This window comes from Arthrobacter sp. PvP023 (genome assembly GCF_017832975.1).
Lineage (GTDB): Bacteria > Actinomycetota > Actinomycetes > Actinomycetales > Micrococcaceae > Arthrobacter.
Window position 1 is genome coordinate 28,460 of record NZ_JAFIBI010000001.1, and the last position, 16,461, is coordinate 44,920.

Annotated in this window: 11 protein-coding genes; 5 read left to right on the forward strand and 6 right to left on the reverse strand. The window is 67.4% G+C overall.

The genetic code is table 11. The features are described 5' to 3' along the window. From JOE31_RS00115 to JOE31_RS00130, 4 genes are all read right to left on the reverse strand, one after another. Positions 1 to 1,008, reverse strand: coding sequence for an ABC transporter ATP-binding protein (locus JOE31_RS00115; protein ID WP_209741584.1), 1,008 nt, complete (start codon positions 1,006 to 1,008; stop codon positions 1 to 3). Further along, positions 1,005 to 3,053, reverse strand: a complete 2,049-nt coding sequence (locus JOE31_RS00120) for a dipeptide/oligopeptide/nickel ABC transporter permease/ATP-binding protein (protein ID WP_209741585.1) — start codon at positions 3,051 to 3,053, stop codon at positions 1,005 to 1,007. Before JOE31_RS00120 ends, JOE31_RS00115 begins: the two co-directional genes overlap by 4 nt. Beyond that, the gene (locus JOE31_RS00125) at positions 3,050 to 4,003 is read right to left on the reverse strand and encodes an ABC transporter permease (RefSeq protein ID WP_209741586.1); all 954 of its coding nucleotides are present in this window, start codon (positions 4,001 to 4,003) and stop codon (positions 3,050 to 3,052) included. Before JOE31_RS00125 ends, JOE31_RS00120 begins: the two co-directional genes overlap by 4 nt. Positions 4,004 to 4,079: 76 nt before the next feature. Continuing rightward, entirely contained in the window at positions 4,080 to 5,633 is a 1,554-nt protein-coding gene (locus JOE31_RS00130) for an ABC transporter substrate-binding protein (RefSeq protein WP_209741587.1), read from the reverse strand. Positions 5,634 to 5,923: 290 nt separating this feature from the next. Here JOE31_RS00130 and JOE31_RS00135 point away from each other — a divergent pair, with 290 nt between their 5' ends. The 5 genes from JOE31_RS00135 (at position 5,924) to JOE31_RS00155 (ending at position 14,301) form a co-directional block, all read left to right on the forward strand. Then, positions 5,924 to 7,198 (forward strand): glycoside hydrolase family 1 protein, encoded by a 1,275-nt coding sequence (locus JOE31_RS00135; RefSeq protein ID WP_209741588.1) that lies wholly within the window; start codon positions 5,924 to 5,926, stop codon positions 7,196 to 7,198. 118 nt (positions 7,199 to 7,316) lie between these two features. Further along, positions 7,317 to 8,171: an IclR family transcriptional regulator gene (locus JOE31_RS00140; protein ID WP_209741589.1), complete on the forward strand. Its 855-nt coding sequence runs from the start codon at positions 7,317 to 7,319 to the stop codon at positions 8,169 to 8,171. A gap of 8 nt (positions 8,172 to 8,179) precedes the next feature. Next, positions 8,180 to 9,826: a carboxylesterase/lipase family protein gene (locus tag JOE31_RS00145; RefSeq protein WP_209741590.1), complete on the forward strand. Its 1,647-nt coding sequence runs from the start codon at positions 8,180 to 8,182 to the stop codon at positions 9,824 to 9,826. A 96-nt stretch (positions 9,827 to 9,922) separates the two neighbouring features. Next, positions 9,923 to 11,458, forward strand: a complete 1,536-nt coding sequence (locus JOE31_RS00150) for a family 43 glycosylhydrolase (protein ID WP_307864337.1) — start codon at positions 9,923 to 9,925, stop codon at positions 11,456 to 11,458. A gap of 179 nt (positions 11,459 to 11,637) precedes the next feature. Next, positions 11,638 to 14,301 carry a non-ribosomal peptide synthetase gene (locus tag JOE31_RS00155; RefSeq protein ID WP_209741591.1) on the forward strand — a complete coding sequence of 888 codons (2,664 nt, stop codon included), beginning with the start codon at positions 11,638 to 11,640 and terminating at the stop codon, positions 14,299 to 14,301. On the opposite strand, the gene JOE31_RS00160 is transcribed toward JOE31_RS00155, so the two are convergent. Further along, complete coding sequence (locus JOE31_RS00160; protein WP_209741592.1) at positions 14,231 to 15,739, reverse strand: FAD-dependent oxidoreductase; 1,509 nt, start codon at positions 15,737 to 15,739, stop codon at positions 14,231 to 14,233. The genes JOE31_RS00155 and JOE31_RS00160 overlap by 71 nt on opposite strands. 76 nt (positions 15,740 to 15,815) lie before the next feature. Next, on the reverse strand, positions 15,816 to 16,400 hold the full coding sequence (locus JOE31_RS00165) for an HhH-GPD-type base excision DNA repair protein (RefSeq protein WP_209741593.1): 585 nt from the start codon (positions 16,398 to 16,400) through the stop codon (positions 15,816 to 15,818). Between the last annotated feature and the right edge of the window lie 61 nt (positions 16,401 to 16,461).

Below are 16,461 nucleotides of genomic sequence, written 5' to 3' on the forward strand. Positions count from 1 at the left end.
TCAGGCGTAATGGCAGGCGACGTCGGATGCGCCCGCCTTGCGCAGCGCGGGCCGTTCGGAGGTGCACAGGTCCGTTGCCAGCGGACAGCGCTGGCTGAAGGGACAGCCGCCCGGCGATACCGCGACCGCGGCGGCAGTGCGCACGCCAAGGGCTTCGCGCACGGCCCGCCGTTGGGCCTGTTCCGCGGGCCTCGGCACGGGTGAGGCAGCGACGAGGGCCTGCGTGAACGGGTGCTTGGGTGCCTCCGTCACGGCGGCTGCCGGTCCGCTTTCCATAACCTGGCCGCGGTAGAGGACCACCACCCGCTGGGCGAGGAACTGTACCACCGATATGTCGTGGGCGATGAAAAGATAGCTCAGCCCGCGTTCGTCCCGAAGGTCGGCCAGCAGGTTCAGCACCTGCGCCTGGGTGGAAAGATCCAGGGCGCTGACCGCTTCGTCGCACACCACGAGTTTGGGGTCGCAAATCAGGGCGCGCGCCACCGCGATGCGCTGGCGCTGGCCGCCGGAGAACTGGCTGGGATAGCGGTCCACGGCTTCGCGGGGCAGGCCCACGCGTTCCAGCATGGCTTCGGCCTTCTCCCGCGCCTCCGCGGCGGTAACTCCGCGGAGGCGGAGCGGTTCTGCCAGCGAAGCACCCACGGTCTGGCGTGGGTTCAGCGAGGAATTGGGGTCCTGGAAGACAGCCCTCAGTTGACCGCCGAGGGCCCGGCGCTTTGCGGCACCGGCGTGGGTGATGTCCTCGCCCTGGTAGGTGATGGTGCCGCCGGCACTCTTCTGGAGGCCCAGGATCGCCTTGCCGATGGTGGACTTTCCTGAACCGGACTCCCCGACCAGGCCCACGGTCTCGCCGGGGAGGATGCTGAAACTCACCCCGTCCACTGCTGCCGGCACGGCTGCAGCCTTTCGCCCGCGGCCATAGCGGACCACCAGGTCCTTGACTTCCAGCATGGGCTGCTCCGGCGCAACTGCCGCTGTGTCCTGCCGTTCGGCCGTCTCGATGCTCATGCCAGGTCCCTTTCAACGATTTTCAGTACTCGGTGCGTGGGCACTTCGGTGGCAAGCCATTCCAGGCCTTCCACGGCCAGTTCGTCGGCTTTGACGCAGCGGACCAGTCCCATCTCGGAGCCGGAGGCCAGCAGCGGCACCGGGGCGGCGCAGGCGGACCCGGCGAACTGGCAGCGGGCCGCAAAGCGGCAGCCGGCGGGCCAGTCCTTGGGCTGCGGGACCTGTCCGCTGATGGTGGCCAGCCGTTCTGGCATGTCCGCCGCGGAATTGGCGTGCGGGTCTGCGGCCAGGAGGGCCAGCGTGTAGGGGTGGCGGGGGTTGTCCAGGATGCTGGCGGTCCGTCCGTTTTCCACCACCTGCCCTGCATACATGACAGCGACGTTGTCGCAGATATCCGCCACGACGCCGAGATCGTGCGTCACGATCACCACCGACATACCGGTGTCCTTCACCAGTGAGCGGAGCAGGGACAGGATTTCAGCCTGGACCGTAACATCCAGCGCGGTGGTGGGTTCATCGGCCACCAGCAGCCTCGGCCTGCCCGAGAGGGCCAGGGCGATGGCCACGCGCTGGGCCATGCCGCCGCTGATCTGGTGCGGGTAGGTCTTGAGAATGCGTTCGGCATCCACAATGCCCACCTTTTCAAGCAGGCTAAGGGCCTCTTGTCGGGCATCTGCCTTACCCACCTTACGGAGCCGCCGGATGGCGGCGGTGAGCTGGTAGCCCACGGTGAACATGGGGTCCAGGGCCCGCATGGGTTCCTGGGAGATCAGGGCGATGTCCCGGCCACGAATGCTTTCCATGTCCCGTTCCGTGGCGGCGGCCAGGTTCTTGCCGTTCCAGAGAATCTGCCCGCCGGTGGCAACCACTCCGGAGGGGAGGAGGCCCAGCAGGGACAGCGCGGTCATGGTCTTGCCACAGCCGGACTCGCCCACGAGCCCCAGCACGGTTCCCTGCTCGACGTCGAACGAGACGTCCGTGACCAGCGGAGTGCCGCCGTCGACCCCTACAGAGAGTCCGCGGACGCTCAGCTGGCCTTTCGCGGGTGCGGCGTCAGTGCCGGGGGCGGCCACCGGAGCCGCTCCGACGGCGGTAACGGCGCGGGCGCGCTGGCGGCGGGCGGCGGCTGATGGAAGATGCGATGCCGCGGCGTTGGGCGCCTTCCCCAGGGCGTTGCCGATGGCGTTGGCCGCAAGCACCGTGAGCGCCAGAACGGCACCGGTGGGAACCATCAGCCAGGGAGCGTCGTAGACGTGCTGGGAGGCGCTCTGGATCATCCCGCCCCAGCTCGGCTGCGGGATGGGCGGGCCGAACCCGATGAACGCGAGACCAGCTTGAATGAGCATGCCTACCGCGAAGATCAGGGCGGACTGCACCACGATGGTGTTGGTGAGCCCGGGCAGGACGTGCCGGAGGCTGATGCCCAGTGTGCTGACGCCGTCAACCTTGGCCGCGTCCACGTAGAGCTGGGACTGCAGCGACTTGGCCTGGCCCAAGATCACGCGGTAAACGCCGGCGGATATGAAGACGCCAAGGACAGCCATGATGAAAGGGATGTTGGTGCCCACGGCACCGATGACGGCGAGGATGATGACCGTGGACGGCAGGGACATCATGATTTCCGTGCTCCGGCTGATAGTGCCCTCAGCCCGGACGGAGGCGGCCGCGGCCAGGGCCAGGATGGTGCCAAGCCCGATCCCTACCAGTACCGTGATGAAGGACGTGCCCAGGGTGCCGGCGGCGGAGGCGAAGATGCGGCTGAGGATGTCCCGGCCCAGTTCGTCCGCGCCCAGCCAGTGGGCGGCGGTGGGGCCGGAGAGGACGGCGGTGAAGTCCTGGTCCTCCGTCTTGAACGGCAGCCACCAGGGGGCGGTCAGGGAGGCAACCACCAGGGCGGCCAGCCAGATCATGCCGGCGACGCCGCCCGGGGAGGAAAAGAGCCGGTGGGCGGCGACCTTGCTGAAGGCAGCCCTTGGTCCGGACGCGGGCACAGCCGCGGACGTTGCGGTGCTGTCGGCGGGGGCGGGTGCAACGTTGGGGATCATGCGGCACGCAACTTCGGGTCGAGGAACTTGGTGGCGAGTTCGAGCGCCAGGTTCACCGCAACTACCACGACGGTGGCAATCACCACCACGCCCTGGACAGCTGGGGCATCGTGGGTACTGACGGAACTCTGGGCTGCCTGGCCCAGGCCTGGCATGGCAAAGAGCTGTTCGGCGACAACTGATCCGCCGAAGAGGCCCATGAACTGCAGTGCGATGCCGGCCACAATCGGCAGGCTGGCGTAGCGCAGGGCGTGGATATAAAGGATTTTCCAGGTCGGTGTGGCTGTGGCCCGCAGGGTCCGGATGTGTTCCTGCTGCAGGGCGTCCAGCATGGAGGCCCTGGTCTGCCGGGCGATGAAAGCCGCACCGCCGACGGCCAAGGTGATGACCGGCAAGGCCAGGGACATGGCCCAGTCCTGCGGGGACACTTCGAACGGCACGTAGCCGGTGGCCGGAAAGACCGAGGACTGGACCGCGAGTAGATAGACGAAGATGATGCCGATCCAGAAGGCCGGTAGTGCCACGGCCAGCCCGCAGAGTCCGCCGACGATGCGGTCCACCGTGCCTCCGCGTACTGCTGCGGTGACGCCGAGGGCGATGCCGAGGACGGCGCTGAGCACAGTGGCGCCGGCTGCCAGCGACGCGGTGACAGGCAGCCTGCTGAGCAGGGCGGCGCTGACGGAACGGCCGTCGATGAGGGAGATTCCCAGGTCGCCCTGGACCGCGTCGCCCAGCCAGCGGAAGAACTGTGTCAGGAGCGGGTCGTTCCAGCCGAGGCGCGCGTTGACCTCGTCGATGGCTTCCTGGGAGGCACCGGCTCCGAGGGATACTGCGCCGGGGCTGCCGGGCATTGCATGTACCAGCAGGAATGCCAGCACCGCTACCACCAGCACGGTGGTCAACGCCATGAGCAGGCGTTTGGTGATGAATAGTGCCATGGTGACCTCCATCGGTCAGGACCGGCCGGGCTGCCCTCCGTTGCGCGGAGGACAGCCCGGCAGAGCCGGTGATTGACGGCTCTGGGTATTAGCTGGCCGGTGCGTAGGACGAGAGCAGCGGGTACGCGTTGGTGCCGGCGAACTCCACCTGCTTGATTTTCTTGGTGTTGTAGCCCTGGTTGGTGAGGGCTTCGTAGAGCGGGATCATCCAGCCGGACTCCACCAGCCGGGTGTTCAGCTTGGTCAGCGCCGTCTTGCTGGCGGCATCGTCCTTTGCTGCGGCAGCCTCGCCTGTGGCCGCGCTCAGCTGATCATCGGTGGCCTTCTGCACATTGGTGAAACCGTTCAGGACCACGCCGTACATCACGCCCACCGGGTTGTCCCAGTTCAGCGGCGCGTAGCCCAGGGGTGTGGTGGCGACCGCGGCAAAGGCCTCGTCCGTGGAGGCGGCCATCTTGACGTTCATGGTGATTCCGACGGCGGCAAGGTCCTTCTGGACGGCCTGCAGGTCCGTCTGCGTCTGCGCACTGGCGATGATGGTGAATTCGAAGCCGTTGGCGTAGCCGGCCTCAGCCAGCAGTGCCTTGGCCTTCTCGGGGTCGTAGGCGAACGTGGTTTCCAGCTCGTCGGTGAAGCCGGCGGAGTCCTTGGGCAGGGCGTTCCAGGCGGGGATGTCACCCTTGTGGAGCGCGTCCACGAGGGCCTTGCGGTTGATGGCGTGCTGGATGGCCTGGCGGACCTTTTCGCTGGCGAAGGCGGGGGCTGTCTTGCCGGTTTTGTCGAAGGAAATCATGGTGTTGACCGTGCCGCCGATCTGGGACACGCCAAGACCCTTGGACTTCGCGAAGTCCACCGTGGAGGAGGTGAGCATAGCCACGTCCGCCTGCCCGGAGACCAGGGCGTTGGCACGCGCCTGGGGATCCTGGACAACGCTGAAGACGACCTTGCTGAAGGGGTAGTTCGAAGCGTCCAGGCTCTTGTCGTTCTTGACCAGCACGTATTTGTTGCCCTTCACCGTGGAGGGGTCAAGAGTGTAGGGGCCGGAGCCGTCCGGGGTCGCGGCCAGGCTTGCCGTATCCGCCACGCCGGCCTTGCCCACGATCATGCCCGTGGTGGAGGCCAGGTTCTTTTCGAATCCGGGCTGCGGCTTGGCGAAGGTCAGGGCCACCTGGGTGGGGCTGACCACGTCAACGGAGGTGATTTCCTGGGCGCCGCCCTTGGCTACGGCGGAGTAGGCGCTGAGTGCGGGATCGGAGCGGCGGTCCAGGTTGGCCTTGACCAGATCAGCGTCGAGCTTTGAACCGTCGGTGAACATCACCCCGTCCTTCAGCGTCAGCGTCAGGACCGTCTTGTCTGCGTTGTAGCTGAACTCCTTCGCCAGGCCCGGGCCTGCCGAACCGTCCGGCTGGAGGGTCATCAGGCTGTCGTACAGGCCCTCGAAGAACTGCCGCTGGGCCGCTGAAACACGGAGCGGGTCAAAGCCGAACGAAGCAGAGTCGCTATCGATGGCGAGAGTCAGGGTGCTGGTGTCCGCCTTGGCAGTCGCCTGGCTGGAGCCGCCGCAGGCGGTCAACGATCCCAGGAGAAGCGCTCCGGCCAGAACGGCGGAGCTCCCACGTGCGGTGGAGTTCAGAAGTTTCATGTAGTGCGCCTTTGCATTCTGATGTGACAACGGAGGAAAACAGTTATGGGGGCCAGGCGGGTGGCCGGCTCCCCTCAAGCATCAGTGGCGGCTGTTTGCTGGAAACACGAGGATTTCATTGGTTGAAATACTTATGTGGTGGCGGTCACGGCTCGAGCGACTGGCAGCAAGCCGCGTGCGGAGGAGTATTTCAACCAATGAAAGTGCCGGTCCCAAACCCGGCGTTGACCCTCGAGGATGGACAGTCAGCCCATGCACAGTCGCTTGGCGCTCACATCGAGAGGAACCTGATGACCGACTCTTTCCCTTTCCCGCACGACTTCCTGTGGGGCGTCGCCACGGCAGCCCACCAGGTCGAAGGAAACAACGTCAACAGTGACTGCTGGTTCCTGGAGAGGCTCCCCGGAACGATTTTTGCCGAACCGTCCGGCGACGCCGTAGACCACTATCACCGGTTCCGCGAGGACATTGCCCTCATCGCAGGCCTGGGATTTACCAGCTACCGCTTCTCGCTGGAGTGGGCGCGCATCGAACCCGAAGAAGGCTCTTTCTCGGTGGCGGAACTCAACCATTACCGCCGCGTGCTGGAGACCTGCCATGAGCACGGACTCACCCCGGTTGTCACTTTCCATCACTTCACCTCACCCCGCTGGCTACTGGCAGCCGGCGGCTGGGAGGACCCGCAGACCCCCGGGCGGTTCGCCCGCTACTGTGACCGGGCCATGCGGCACCTCGGCGACCTCATCGGGGTTGCCTGCACACTCAACGAACCCAACCTTCCGTGGCTGCTCAAGGAGCTCGGCCTGGGCGGCGAAGCGCCCGAGCACAGGGCTGATGTGCCGCTGTGGGCGGCAGCAGCAGACCGGCTGGGCATCGATGCAAGCCGTGTGGCTCCCTTCCAATTCACGGTGTCCGAGCCCGGCTTCAACATCAAGCTCGCGGCACACCGCGAGGGCACGGCCGCCATCAAGGCCATCCGGCCGGAGCTCCCGGTCGGGTGGACCCTGGCCAATACAGACATCCAGGCAGCCGAAGGCGGCCAGGACCGTGCGGACAGGATCCGCAGAGAGGTCAACGAACGTTTCCTCCTGGCCTCCCGCGGAGACGACTTCGTGGGAATCCAGACGTACGGCCGGACGGTCTTCGGGCCGGACGGAGTGGCGCCGGCCCCTGAGGGGTCAGCGACGAACCAGATGGGTGAGGAAATCTACCCCGAGGCCCTCGAAGCGACGATCCGGGAGGCGGCCCGCGTCGCCGGCATCCCGGTGATCGTCACGGAGAACGGACTGTCGACGGACGACGACTCGCAGCGCGTGGCCTACCTCCGCACTGCGGTGGACGGTGTGGCCGCCTGCCTGGCCGACGGCATCGACGTCCGCGGCTACATCGCCTGGACCGCCTTCGACAACTTCGAGTGGATCTTTGGTTACGGTCCGAAGTTCGGCCTGATCGCAGTGGACCGGGCCACGCAGGAACGGACGCCAAAGGAGAGCGCCAGGTTCCTTGGCAGCCTTGCCCGGACCAAGGCGGCAGAGCCCCGGAACCAAGTGGCTGAGTCCGTCTGAACCGGCACTGGCGGCGTCCACCCGGGAGTTCACAGCCCCGGACTTCCGGCTAGGAGTTTCATTGGGTGGAACACTATGGTGGTGGACGTCACCGGTGGCGATGAAGGAGCGGTTTGAGATGACAGCAGTCCCGGAAACGGACCCGGACAGCACCGGATCCGCCACGCCCGCCGCTGTCCGCGGCAAGAGACCCAAACAGGGCGAACCCGTCATCGACCGTGCACTGAGCCTCCTGGCCGTGTTTACCGACCGGCGCCGTGCCCTGACGCTGTCCGAGATGGCCAGGTACGCGGACATGCCCGCGCCAACGGCACTGAGGCTGATCGCGCGGCTGGTGGCATGGGGTGCGCTGGAACGGCTCGACGACGGGCGGTACGTGGTGGGCGTACGGCTCTGGGAAGTCGCGTCTTTGTCGCCCCGCGGCCACGGCGTGCGGGAAATCGCCCTGCCCTACCTGGAGGACCTCTTCGAAGTGACCCGCCACCACGTCCTGCTGGCCGTGCGCGACGGGAACGAGGCCGTGCTCATCGAGCGGCTGTCCTCCAAAGAGGCCACCGAGGTGGCCTACCGGGTGGGCGGCCGAGCGCCGCTGCGGTCCACGGCAGTAGGCTTGGTGCTCCTGGCCGGCGCGGACACGGCATTCCAGGACGCCGTGATCCGGCAGCCAGCCGACGTGGAGGCCGGCGTGGACGCCATGCCGGAAGGGCAGCTCAGGCGCACCCTGTCCGATGTGCGACGCACGGGCGTGGCGATGATCAGAAGGTCAGCGCCTTCCAGGACCGTGTCCGTGGCGTCGCCGATTTTCGACGCCCAGGGCGCCGTCGCCGCCGCACTTTCGATCGTGGTTCCCGACGGCGCCACTCCCCCGAACGTGCTGGCTCCCGCGGTCCAGGCCACAGCCAGGGCGGTCTCCCGAAACCTCGGGTTCAAGGCCGAGGTCAGTGCCGGGGTGCGGCACCTGGCGCAGGCGTGACCCCTGCCATGAGCCTCGCAACCACTCCCGACGGCCTAGTCCGCGGCACGGTCCTTGCGGTGGACGGCAGGGTGGGCGGCCGAAGCCTGAACCGCTTCTTGGGGATCCCCTACGCGGAATCACCCGCCCGGCTGCGGCGCTTCCTGCCGCCCGTGCCGGTACGTCCCTGGGACGGGACCCGGGACTGCACGGTTCCGGGCACCATGGCGCCGCAGATCCCGGACCCGTTCCTGCCGCCGTCGGACGGTTTCGCGGAACGGTGGGACGAGGACAGCTGCCTCAACCTCAACGTGTGGACCCCCGGCGCGGACGGCGCCGCCCGGCCGGTGATGGTGTGGGTCCACGGCGGTGCGTACCTCACCGGATCCAACAACGGCGGACTGCACGACGGCGGCAGGCTGGCTGCAGCGCTGGACCTGGTGGTGGTCTCCGTCAATTACCGGCTGGGAGCGCTGGGCTTCCTGCACCTTCCCGAACTCCTCGGTCCGGAGTACGCGGACTCGTCCAGCTCTGCCCTGCTGGACATCCTGGAGGCACTGCGCTGGGTACGCCGCAACATTGCCGCGTTTGGGGGCGATGCAACCAACGTGACGCTTTTCGGCGAATCCGCTGGGGCCGCGGCCGTAGGCACCCTGTTGGGCATGCCGGCCTCGGAAGGACTGTTCCGGCGCGCCATCATGCAAAGCGGCACGGCCGAGCGGGTCCGGACCCCCGAAGAGTCGCGAAGAATCACGGAGGAATTCCTGGGATACTGCGGCCTGGACGCCTCGCGCGCCGCAGAACTGCTGGCCCTGCCGGTGGAACGGTTACTGGCAGCGCAGGAGGCGTTGGGTAAGGCGGCGGCCGGCAGCACCTTTGGCGTTGCCCTTCCGTTCCAGCCCGCCACCGGCACGCCGGCAATTCCTGAGCCGCCGCTGGCCGCAATCCGAAAAGGGCTCAACGCGGGGGTAGACCTCTTGGCCGGCACCAACTTGAACGAGGGTTCCTTTACCGTGGAACTCAGGCCCGCGTCGCCGTCGGATCCGCCCGACCTCGCTGACCGGGTGGAACTGATGATGGCGGGACTGATGAAGGCGGAACGCGGCGCCGACCCAGCGAAGGAGCGGGTCCGCTACGAGGAAGCACTCGCCGAGACCCTTGGCACCGCGCCCACCGGGAAGCAACTCCTGGAGGCTTACCTGTCAGATGCCCAATACCGGCAGCCGACCACCAGGCTTCTCGACGCCCGCAGCGGTTCGACGGGGAGGAACTTCAGCTACCTGTTCACGTGGAAGAGCCCGGCCATGGGCGGCAAGCTCGGCTCATGCCACGCACTGGAGATTCCGTTCGTGTTCCGGCAACTGGACTCGGCCGAAGCGGCGTACCTGACCCGCGGGAAGGCGCCGGCGGACCTGGCCGAGTGGATGAGCGCGGCCTGGGCGGCCTTTGCCGGGTCCGGTGCACCCGTGGCGGCCGGGCTGCCGCCCTGGCCCGAATATCGGGAGCCCGAATACCGCGAGCACACCGGAGCCCCGGAGCACCGCGGGGGCCGGCCCACGATGATCCTCGACGCCGAGCCAAGGGTCGAGTCCGATCCCCGGGGCAGGCTCCGGGGGTTCTGGGCCAGTCACGGGACGCCCTTCCAACCAGCCAAAAATAGCCTTTCCAACCATTGACAAGCCCGGTTCGGCAGCGGAAACCAACGACGTAGCGTAGGGACTTCCCGCCCGGCAAGGACGGGCGGTGAACACTTTGCAACGGACGGAACCTTGGTGATTGACAGTGCACTTGAGCTGGCCCGGCCAGCCACATCTCCGGCCGCCACCACACCGGTCATCCCGGGCTTCTACCCGGATCCCACCATCTGCCGCGTTGGCGATGACTATTTCCTGGCAACGTCGAGCTTCGAATACTTCCCCGGGGCGCCCGTCTTCCACAGCCGTGACCTTGTCACCTGGAAGCAGATCGGCAACATCCTCACCAGGCGGAGCCAGTTCGCAGCAGGCGACCGCCGCCCGTCAGGAGGCATCTTCGGATCCACCCTCCGGCACCACAACAACAGGTTCTGGTTCGTGACCACAAACATGAGCGATTTCGGCGGCGGCCACTTGCTGATGCACGCTGAAGACGCGGCGGGCCCGTGGAGTGACCCGGTCCAGATTCGCGGAACGTTGGGCATCGACCCGGACATTGCGTGGGACGACGACGGCGACTGCTACCTCACCTGGGTGGGCTTCGGGCCCGGCGAGAACGAGTCGGGGATCGTCCAGGCGCGGCTGGACCCCCTGGCCGGTCAGCTGCTGGAACCGCCCCGGAAGGTGTGGCAGGGAACGGGCCTCGCCTTCCCTGAGGGCCCGCACCTTTATCAGCGCGACGGCTGGTGGTACCTGGTCCTGGCCGAGGGCGGCACGGAACGGGGCCATGCCGTGTCCGTCAGCCGGAGCAAGACGCCGGCCGGTCCCTTCGAACCGCACCCGGACAACCCCGTCTTCAGCCACCGCAGCACCGCTGCCCCGGTACAGAATGCGGGCCACGCCGACCTTGTCGAAACGGCCGACGGCGACTGGGCGGCGGCCTATCTGGGCGTCCGTCCCCGCGGCGTGGTTCCCGGCTATCACGTCCTGGGGCGCGAAACCTTCATCGCCGGCATCACCTGGGACCGAGGCTGGCCGCACTTCGACGAGCACCGGTACCAGGTACCTGCCGGTGCCACGTCCTTCTCCGACGACTTTGCCCCGGACCGGCTGCACATCCGCTGGATCTCCCCCGGCAACGACCCCGCGTCCTTCACGGCCCCGGCTGCCGCCGGACTCCTCATCAGCGGAGGAGAACCCGGAAAGGCCCCCGTCCTCGCCACCAGGGTGAGGGACCTTGCGTGGACCGCCCGTGCAACGTTCCGCCTTTCGGAGGGCGCGTCCGTCCGGCTCGTCCTCAGGATCGACGACTCCCACTGGTACGCGGTCGAAGCCTCCGAAGACGAGGTCCGGGCCGTTGCGCAGATCGGGCCGCTGCACCAGGTCCTAGGAACGGCGCCTCGGGATGTGTCCGGTGCGGCGTCAGCGGGCAACGTCCAGTTGGAGATCGCGTGCGCGGACGCGCCCTTTGCCGGACAGCCGGGCAAGAATACCGGCCCGGACGAGGTGTCCCTCCGCTTGCTGCAGGACGGCCGTGCGGTGACGCTGGCACGGCTGGACGGAAGATACCTGTCCACCGAAGTGGCGGGCGGTTTCACCGGACGCGTTGTCGGAGTCTCCGTCCCCAGCGGGAGCGCCGTCGTCGAGCGGTTCGACTACGACGCCGCCCCGTAAGGGGCCGGCCTCAAGCGTCGCCGCGGGCCGGCCGCGTCCTACCGGGCGGGTCGACGTCGATGCCCCCCCGGGTTAGAAAATCGGCTGGAGAAATAGGACACAGAAAGTTTTCTTAATTCCGGAAATCATCGGTATTGTTTCGTGGTTAGGCCAGCCTAAGCACGAACTTGAGGACCACCATGATTCCTGCCCACCCCCTTGCGAGCCCTGAAGCAGGGCCGGACCGTGGCCTGGCCTCCTTCGCTGCCAACCTCGCCCGGCACGGTGACCGTCCTGCCGTCCTGACGGGCGCGGGGTCCCTCTCCTACCGCGAACTCGCCGAGCGCGTCGATGCGGCGGCGGCCCGCTTGGGTCCCGTGCGGCGCCTCGCGTTGCTGGCCGCTCAGAACGACCTGGATTCGCTGGTTGCCTACCTGGCAGCCCTTTCCTCCGGCCACCCGCTCATCCTGGTTCCCGCGGACAAACCGGGCTCCGTTGACTCCATCGCAGCTGCCTACAGAGCCGACGTAGTCCTCCGGTCCGGAGACGGTGCCGGCCGCCCGGCCGTCGAAGAAGTGCGGCCCAGCACATCGCACGAACTCCATCCCGACCTCGCCCTGCTCCTGAGCACCTCGGGATCCACCGGCTCGCCAAAACTCGTGCGCCTCTCGCACGCCAATCTGCAATCGAACGCGGAGTCCATCGCCGAATACCTGGGCATCCGTTCGGAGGACCGTGCAGCTACCACCCTGCCAATGTCCTACTGCTACGGGCTTTCCGTCATCAACAGCCACCTGGCACGCGGTGCCGCGCTGGTGCTCACGGATCTGTCCGTCGTCGACCCGTGCTTCTGGGACCTTTTTGCCGCCCGCGGTGCGACATCCTTTGCAGCAGTCCCCTACACCTTTGAGCTTTTGGACCGCGTCGGTTTCACCGGGATGGATTTGCCGCACCTGCGGTATGTGACGCAGGCCGGCGGGAGGCTCGCCCCAGAGCACGTGCGGGAGTTCTCGCGGCTGGGCCGGCGGCGGGGCTGGGACCTGTTTGTGATGTACGGCGCCACTGAAGCAACGGCCCGAATGGCGTACCTACCTCCGGAACTGGCAGAAACCACTCCGGAAACCATCGGCATCCCCGTACCGGGCGGCGCGTTCCGGATAGACCCGGTTCCGGGCCTGGACGACGGCGAGCTCGTGTACACCGGCCCGAACGTGATGCTCGGCTACGCAGAAAGCCCGGAGGACCTCTCAGCGGGCCGGACAGTCACCGAACTTCGGACCGGCGACCTGGCACGGCAGCATCCCACCGGCATCTACGAGATCGTGGGACGGCGGAGCCGGTTCGTCAAGGTGGTCGGGCTGCGGGTGGATCTCGGGCAGGTGGAGCGGATCCTTGCCGGGCTCGGCGTCTCCGGGGCCTGCGCGGGATCCGACGACGGCCTGGTGGCCGCCGTGGAAGGCGACCACGATGAACGGCTGCTGGGCAAGGTCCTCGCGCAAAGCCTGGGCCTGCCCCGAGGGTCCGTCGACGTGCACGCCGTGGAGAACCTGCCCCGGCTTGGGAGCGGAAAGGTGGACTATCCCGCCATCCTGGAGCTCGCCGCCGAGCGGGCCGCCCCTGCACCCGCAGAGAACGCGTCCGCGTCCGCGCCGGACGAGGGACCGGCGGACGTCCGGAGGATCTTCGCGGAACAGCTGGAACTCGACGACGTCGCGGACGACAGCACGTTCGTCACCCTCGGCGGTGACTCGCTGTCCTACGTGGCCGTCTCCGTGCGGCTGGAAAAAGCCCTCGGCGACCTCCCGCCGGACTGGCATGTCCGCACGGTCCGCGAACTCACGAACCCCGAACTCATGAACCCCGGTAAGCCCCCGCGGCAAAGGCGTGGGCGGTTCTTTGCCCCGCTGGAAACCGGCATTGTCCTGAGGGCCCTCGCGATCGTGTTCATCGTCAGCACCCACGTTGGCCTTTTCAGCTGGCAGGGCACCGCGCATGTGCTGATGGCCGTCGCCGGGTTCAACTTTGCCCGCTTCCAGCTCGCCGGAGAACGGCTGCCCCGCCTTCGCCGCCAGCTGCGCAGCCTCGGCAGGGTTGTTGTCCCCAGCGTCGTCTTCATTGGCGCGGCCTACCTGCTCACCGACCGGTACAGCCTCGCCAACGTCCTGCTCCTCAACGCCATCATCGGTCCGGAAGAGGTGACCACACAGTGGCACTTCTGGTTCGTGGAGGTGTTGGTGTACATCCTTTCCGCGGCAGCCGCCTTGCTGGCCGTTCCTTGGGCGGACCGCGCGGAGCGGCGCTTCCCGTGGACTTTCCCCCTGCTGCTGACCGGGGTCGGGCTGCTGGAACGCTTTGAACTGGTGGACCCCGACGTGCCCAACACCGGGCCGGTACTGTGGCTGTTCGCACTCGGCTGGGCATCGGCACGTTCGCACGGCCTCCTCCAGCGACTCGCCGTCACCGCAATCACGGTCCTCACGGTCCCGGGCTTCTTTGACAACCCGAACCGTGAGGCGACACTCGTTGCCGGCGTCCTCCTGCTCATCTGGCTCCCCAGCATCCCCGTCCCCGCCCGCCTGCACCGCTTCATGGGCCTGCTGGCTGCCTCCTCGCTGTACGCCTACCTCACACATTGGCTGGTTTACCCGCTGCTGGTCGGCGTTAGCCCTGCTTTGGCGGTGGTCGCTTCGCTTGCCGCCGGAGTGGCGTACTGGGCGCTTTCAATGCGCGTGATGGCGGCGTTGCGCCGGTGGAAGAAGACCCGGCTCGAGAAGGGACCCCAGGATGATTGTCCTAGGCGGGCGCCTGACCGGAACCAAGGTTCCGGGTGGCGGGGCCCTGGATCACGGTACCGTCGGTGCTGAACCGGGAGCCGTGGCACGGGCAGTCCCAGGTGACGTCCGCGGGGTTGAACTCCACGGTGCAGCCCAGGTGCGTGCAGACGGCCGAGACCGCGCTGACCTTTCCGGCGAGGCTGACGTAAACGGCGGTCTTTGCTCCGTCCACGTCCACCACCCTTCCTGAACCCCGGACGAGGTCCGACCGAATGGGAACGGTGGCGCCCGGCTCGGGGGAAGGCGGCGCGACATCCCCGGCAGCGGCCGGCGTGGCGCCTCGTGCGCGGACAGCCCGGGTGCTGTCGAATACCGCCGCCCACGGGTTGCGCGTGCCGCACAGCGTGTCCCGAAGGATCAGGCCCGCGGCCGTTCCGTTGGTCAGCCCCCATTTGCGCAGACCCGTGATCACGTGGACGTGCCGCAACTCCGGGGACAGGCGGCCGACGTAGGGCAGCCCGTCCGCAGGCATGGCGTCCTGCGTGGACCAGCGGAAGGCGATGTCCCCGGCACCCAGGCGGTCCCGGGCAAATCCGCTGAGCCGCCGGTACCGCTCCGCGGAGTCAACCTGCTCCGAGGCGGGGTGTCCTTCACCGCCGGCAAGGACGTAGCTGACGCCGTCGACGTCGATCGTCAGGATGGATCGCATTGGCTCGTCCACGCTGAGGAGGGTGGAATCCAAAGGGGCGGCGTCGCTGCGGGCGGCAACGATATACGAGCGGTGCAGGTAGCACCGCTCAGCAAAGATTCCTTTGTCCCCGAACGGCATATTCGTGGCCACGATGATTTCCTTCGCGCGGACCGCGCCCCGCTCCGTGTCGACGACGGCCGGCGACCCGTCCCGGAACCCGGTGGCGGGCGAGTCCTCGAAGACAAAGCTGCCATCCCCGTCCACCGCGCGGGCCAGTCCCTGCACGTACCTGAGCGCGTGGAGCTGCGCCTGGTTATCGAAGCGGACTGCACCGTTGACCCGGAACGGCAGCGGCACCTCGGTAGTGAACGATGCCGGAAGCCCGAACCTCCCGGCGAGCGCTGCCTCCTCCCGGACCAGGGCGAGCGTGCGCTCCGATTCGGCGTAGGTGTAGTTGGATACCCACCGGAAGCCGCAGTCGATTCCTTCGTTCGCCACCGTGACTGCCACATGCTCAATCGCGGCTTCGTTGGCCTGTCCGTAGATGCGTGCTGCCTCGGGTCCGTGCCGTCCGGCAAGTTCCGTGTAGGCCAGCCGGTGCAGGGACGTGACCTTGCCGGTAGTGTTCCCGGTGACTCCGGTGCCCACCCGGGCCGCTTCCAGTACTGCCACAGCTTGCCCGGCCCGTTTGAGGGCCAGTGCCGCGGTCAGCCCGGCTATCCCGCCACCGATCACGGCCACATCAACGTCGATGGCCTCGCTGAGGCCGGCGTACTGCGTCGGCCTGCCGGTGGCCGCCCACAGTGAACCACGCCTGCCTGCAAGCTGCTCAGTCACTGATGGTCCCGCCTTCCACGTAGTTGGCTTCCCCAACTAGTACGTGTCCCGACGCCGGGCGGTCAATAGGCGAAGGTCAGTCCCCGGCGGTCTTCGCGGCCTTGGCAGCGGCCTTGGCTGCCTGCTTGCTGGCGCGCACTTTGACCAGCGACTCCGGATCCACAATGTCCGCCACAGACAGGTAGGCGTCTTCCTGGCCGTAGTGTCCGGCCGCTTCGCGCCAGCCATCAGCAGTGAGTCCGCACTGCTTCCCCAGCAGCGCAAGGAAGATCTTCGCCTTTTGCTCGCCGAATCCGGGCAGGGCCTTCAACCGGCGCAACACCTCCGGCCCGTCGGGGTCACCCTGCGTCCAGATGGCTGTGGCATCCCCGTTCCAATCCTGGTGAACGGTCTCCGCGAGCGCCTGGACGCGGCCAGCCATGGAGCCGGGGAAGCGGTGCACGGCCGGACGCTCCTTGAACATCTCGACGAATTCCTGCGGGTCGTACCCGGCGATCGCCGCAGGGTCCATGGAACCGATCCGCGTCCGGATCTTTTCAGGTCCGGCAAACGCCGACTCCATGGTCACCTGCTGGTCAAGCAGCATTCCGGTGAGCAGCGCGAACGCGTCATCGCTGAGTAGTTTGTCCGCCGCGGGGTCCCCTGTGATGTGCAGTTCCATGCGTCCTATCCTGCCACCCGCTCCGGCATGCGTCATGGGGTGCGTCGCGGGCCGCCCGGCG

Coding starts and splice junctions, on each gene's coding strand:
- JOE31_RS00130 (WP_209741587.1), bottom strand. CDS start 5,633: ATGAAACTTCTGAACTCCACCGCACGTGGGAGCTCCGCCGTTCTGGCC.
- JOE31_RS00135 (WP_209741588.1), top strand. CDS start 5,924: ATGACCGACTCTTTCCCTTTCCCGCACGACTTCCTGTGGGGCGTCGCC.
- JOE31_RS00145 (WP_209741590.1), top strand. CDS start 8,180: ATGAGCCTCGCAACCACTCCCGACGGCCTAGTCCGCGGCACGGTCCTT.
- JOE31_RS00155 (WP_209741591.1), top strand. CDS start 11,638: ATGATTCCTGCCCACCCCCTTGCGAGCCCTGAAGCAGGGCCGGACCGT.
- JOE31_RS00140 (WP_209741589.1), top strand. CDS start 7,317: ATGACAGCAGTCCCGGAAACGGACCCGGACAGCACCGGATCCGCCACG.
- JOE31_RS00120 (WP_209741585.1), bottom strand. CDS start 3,053: ATGATCCCCAACGTTGCACCCGCCCCCGCCGACAGCACCGCAACGTCC.
- JOE31_RS00165 (WP_209741593.1), bottom strand. CDS start 16,400: ATGGAACTGCACATCACAGGGGACCCCGCGGCGGACAAACTACTCAGC.
- JOE31_RS00115 (WP_209741584.1), bottom strand. CDS start 1,008: ATGAGCATCGAGACGGCCGAACGGCAGGACACAGCGGCAGTTGCGCCG.
- JOE31_RS00125 (WP_209741586.1), bottom strand. CDS start 4,003: ATGGAGGTCACCATGGCACTATTCATCACCAAACGCCTGCTCATGGCG.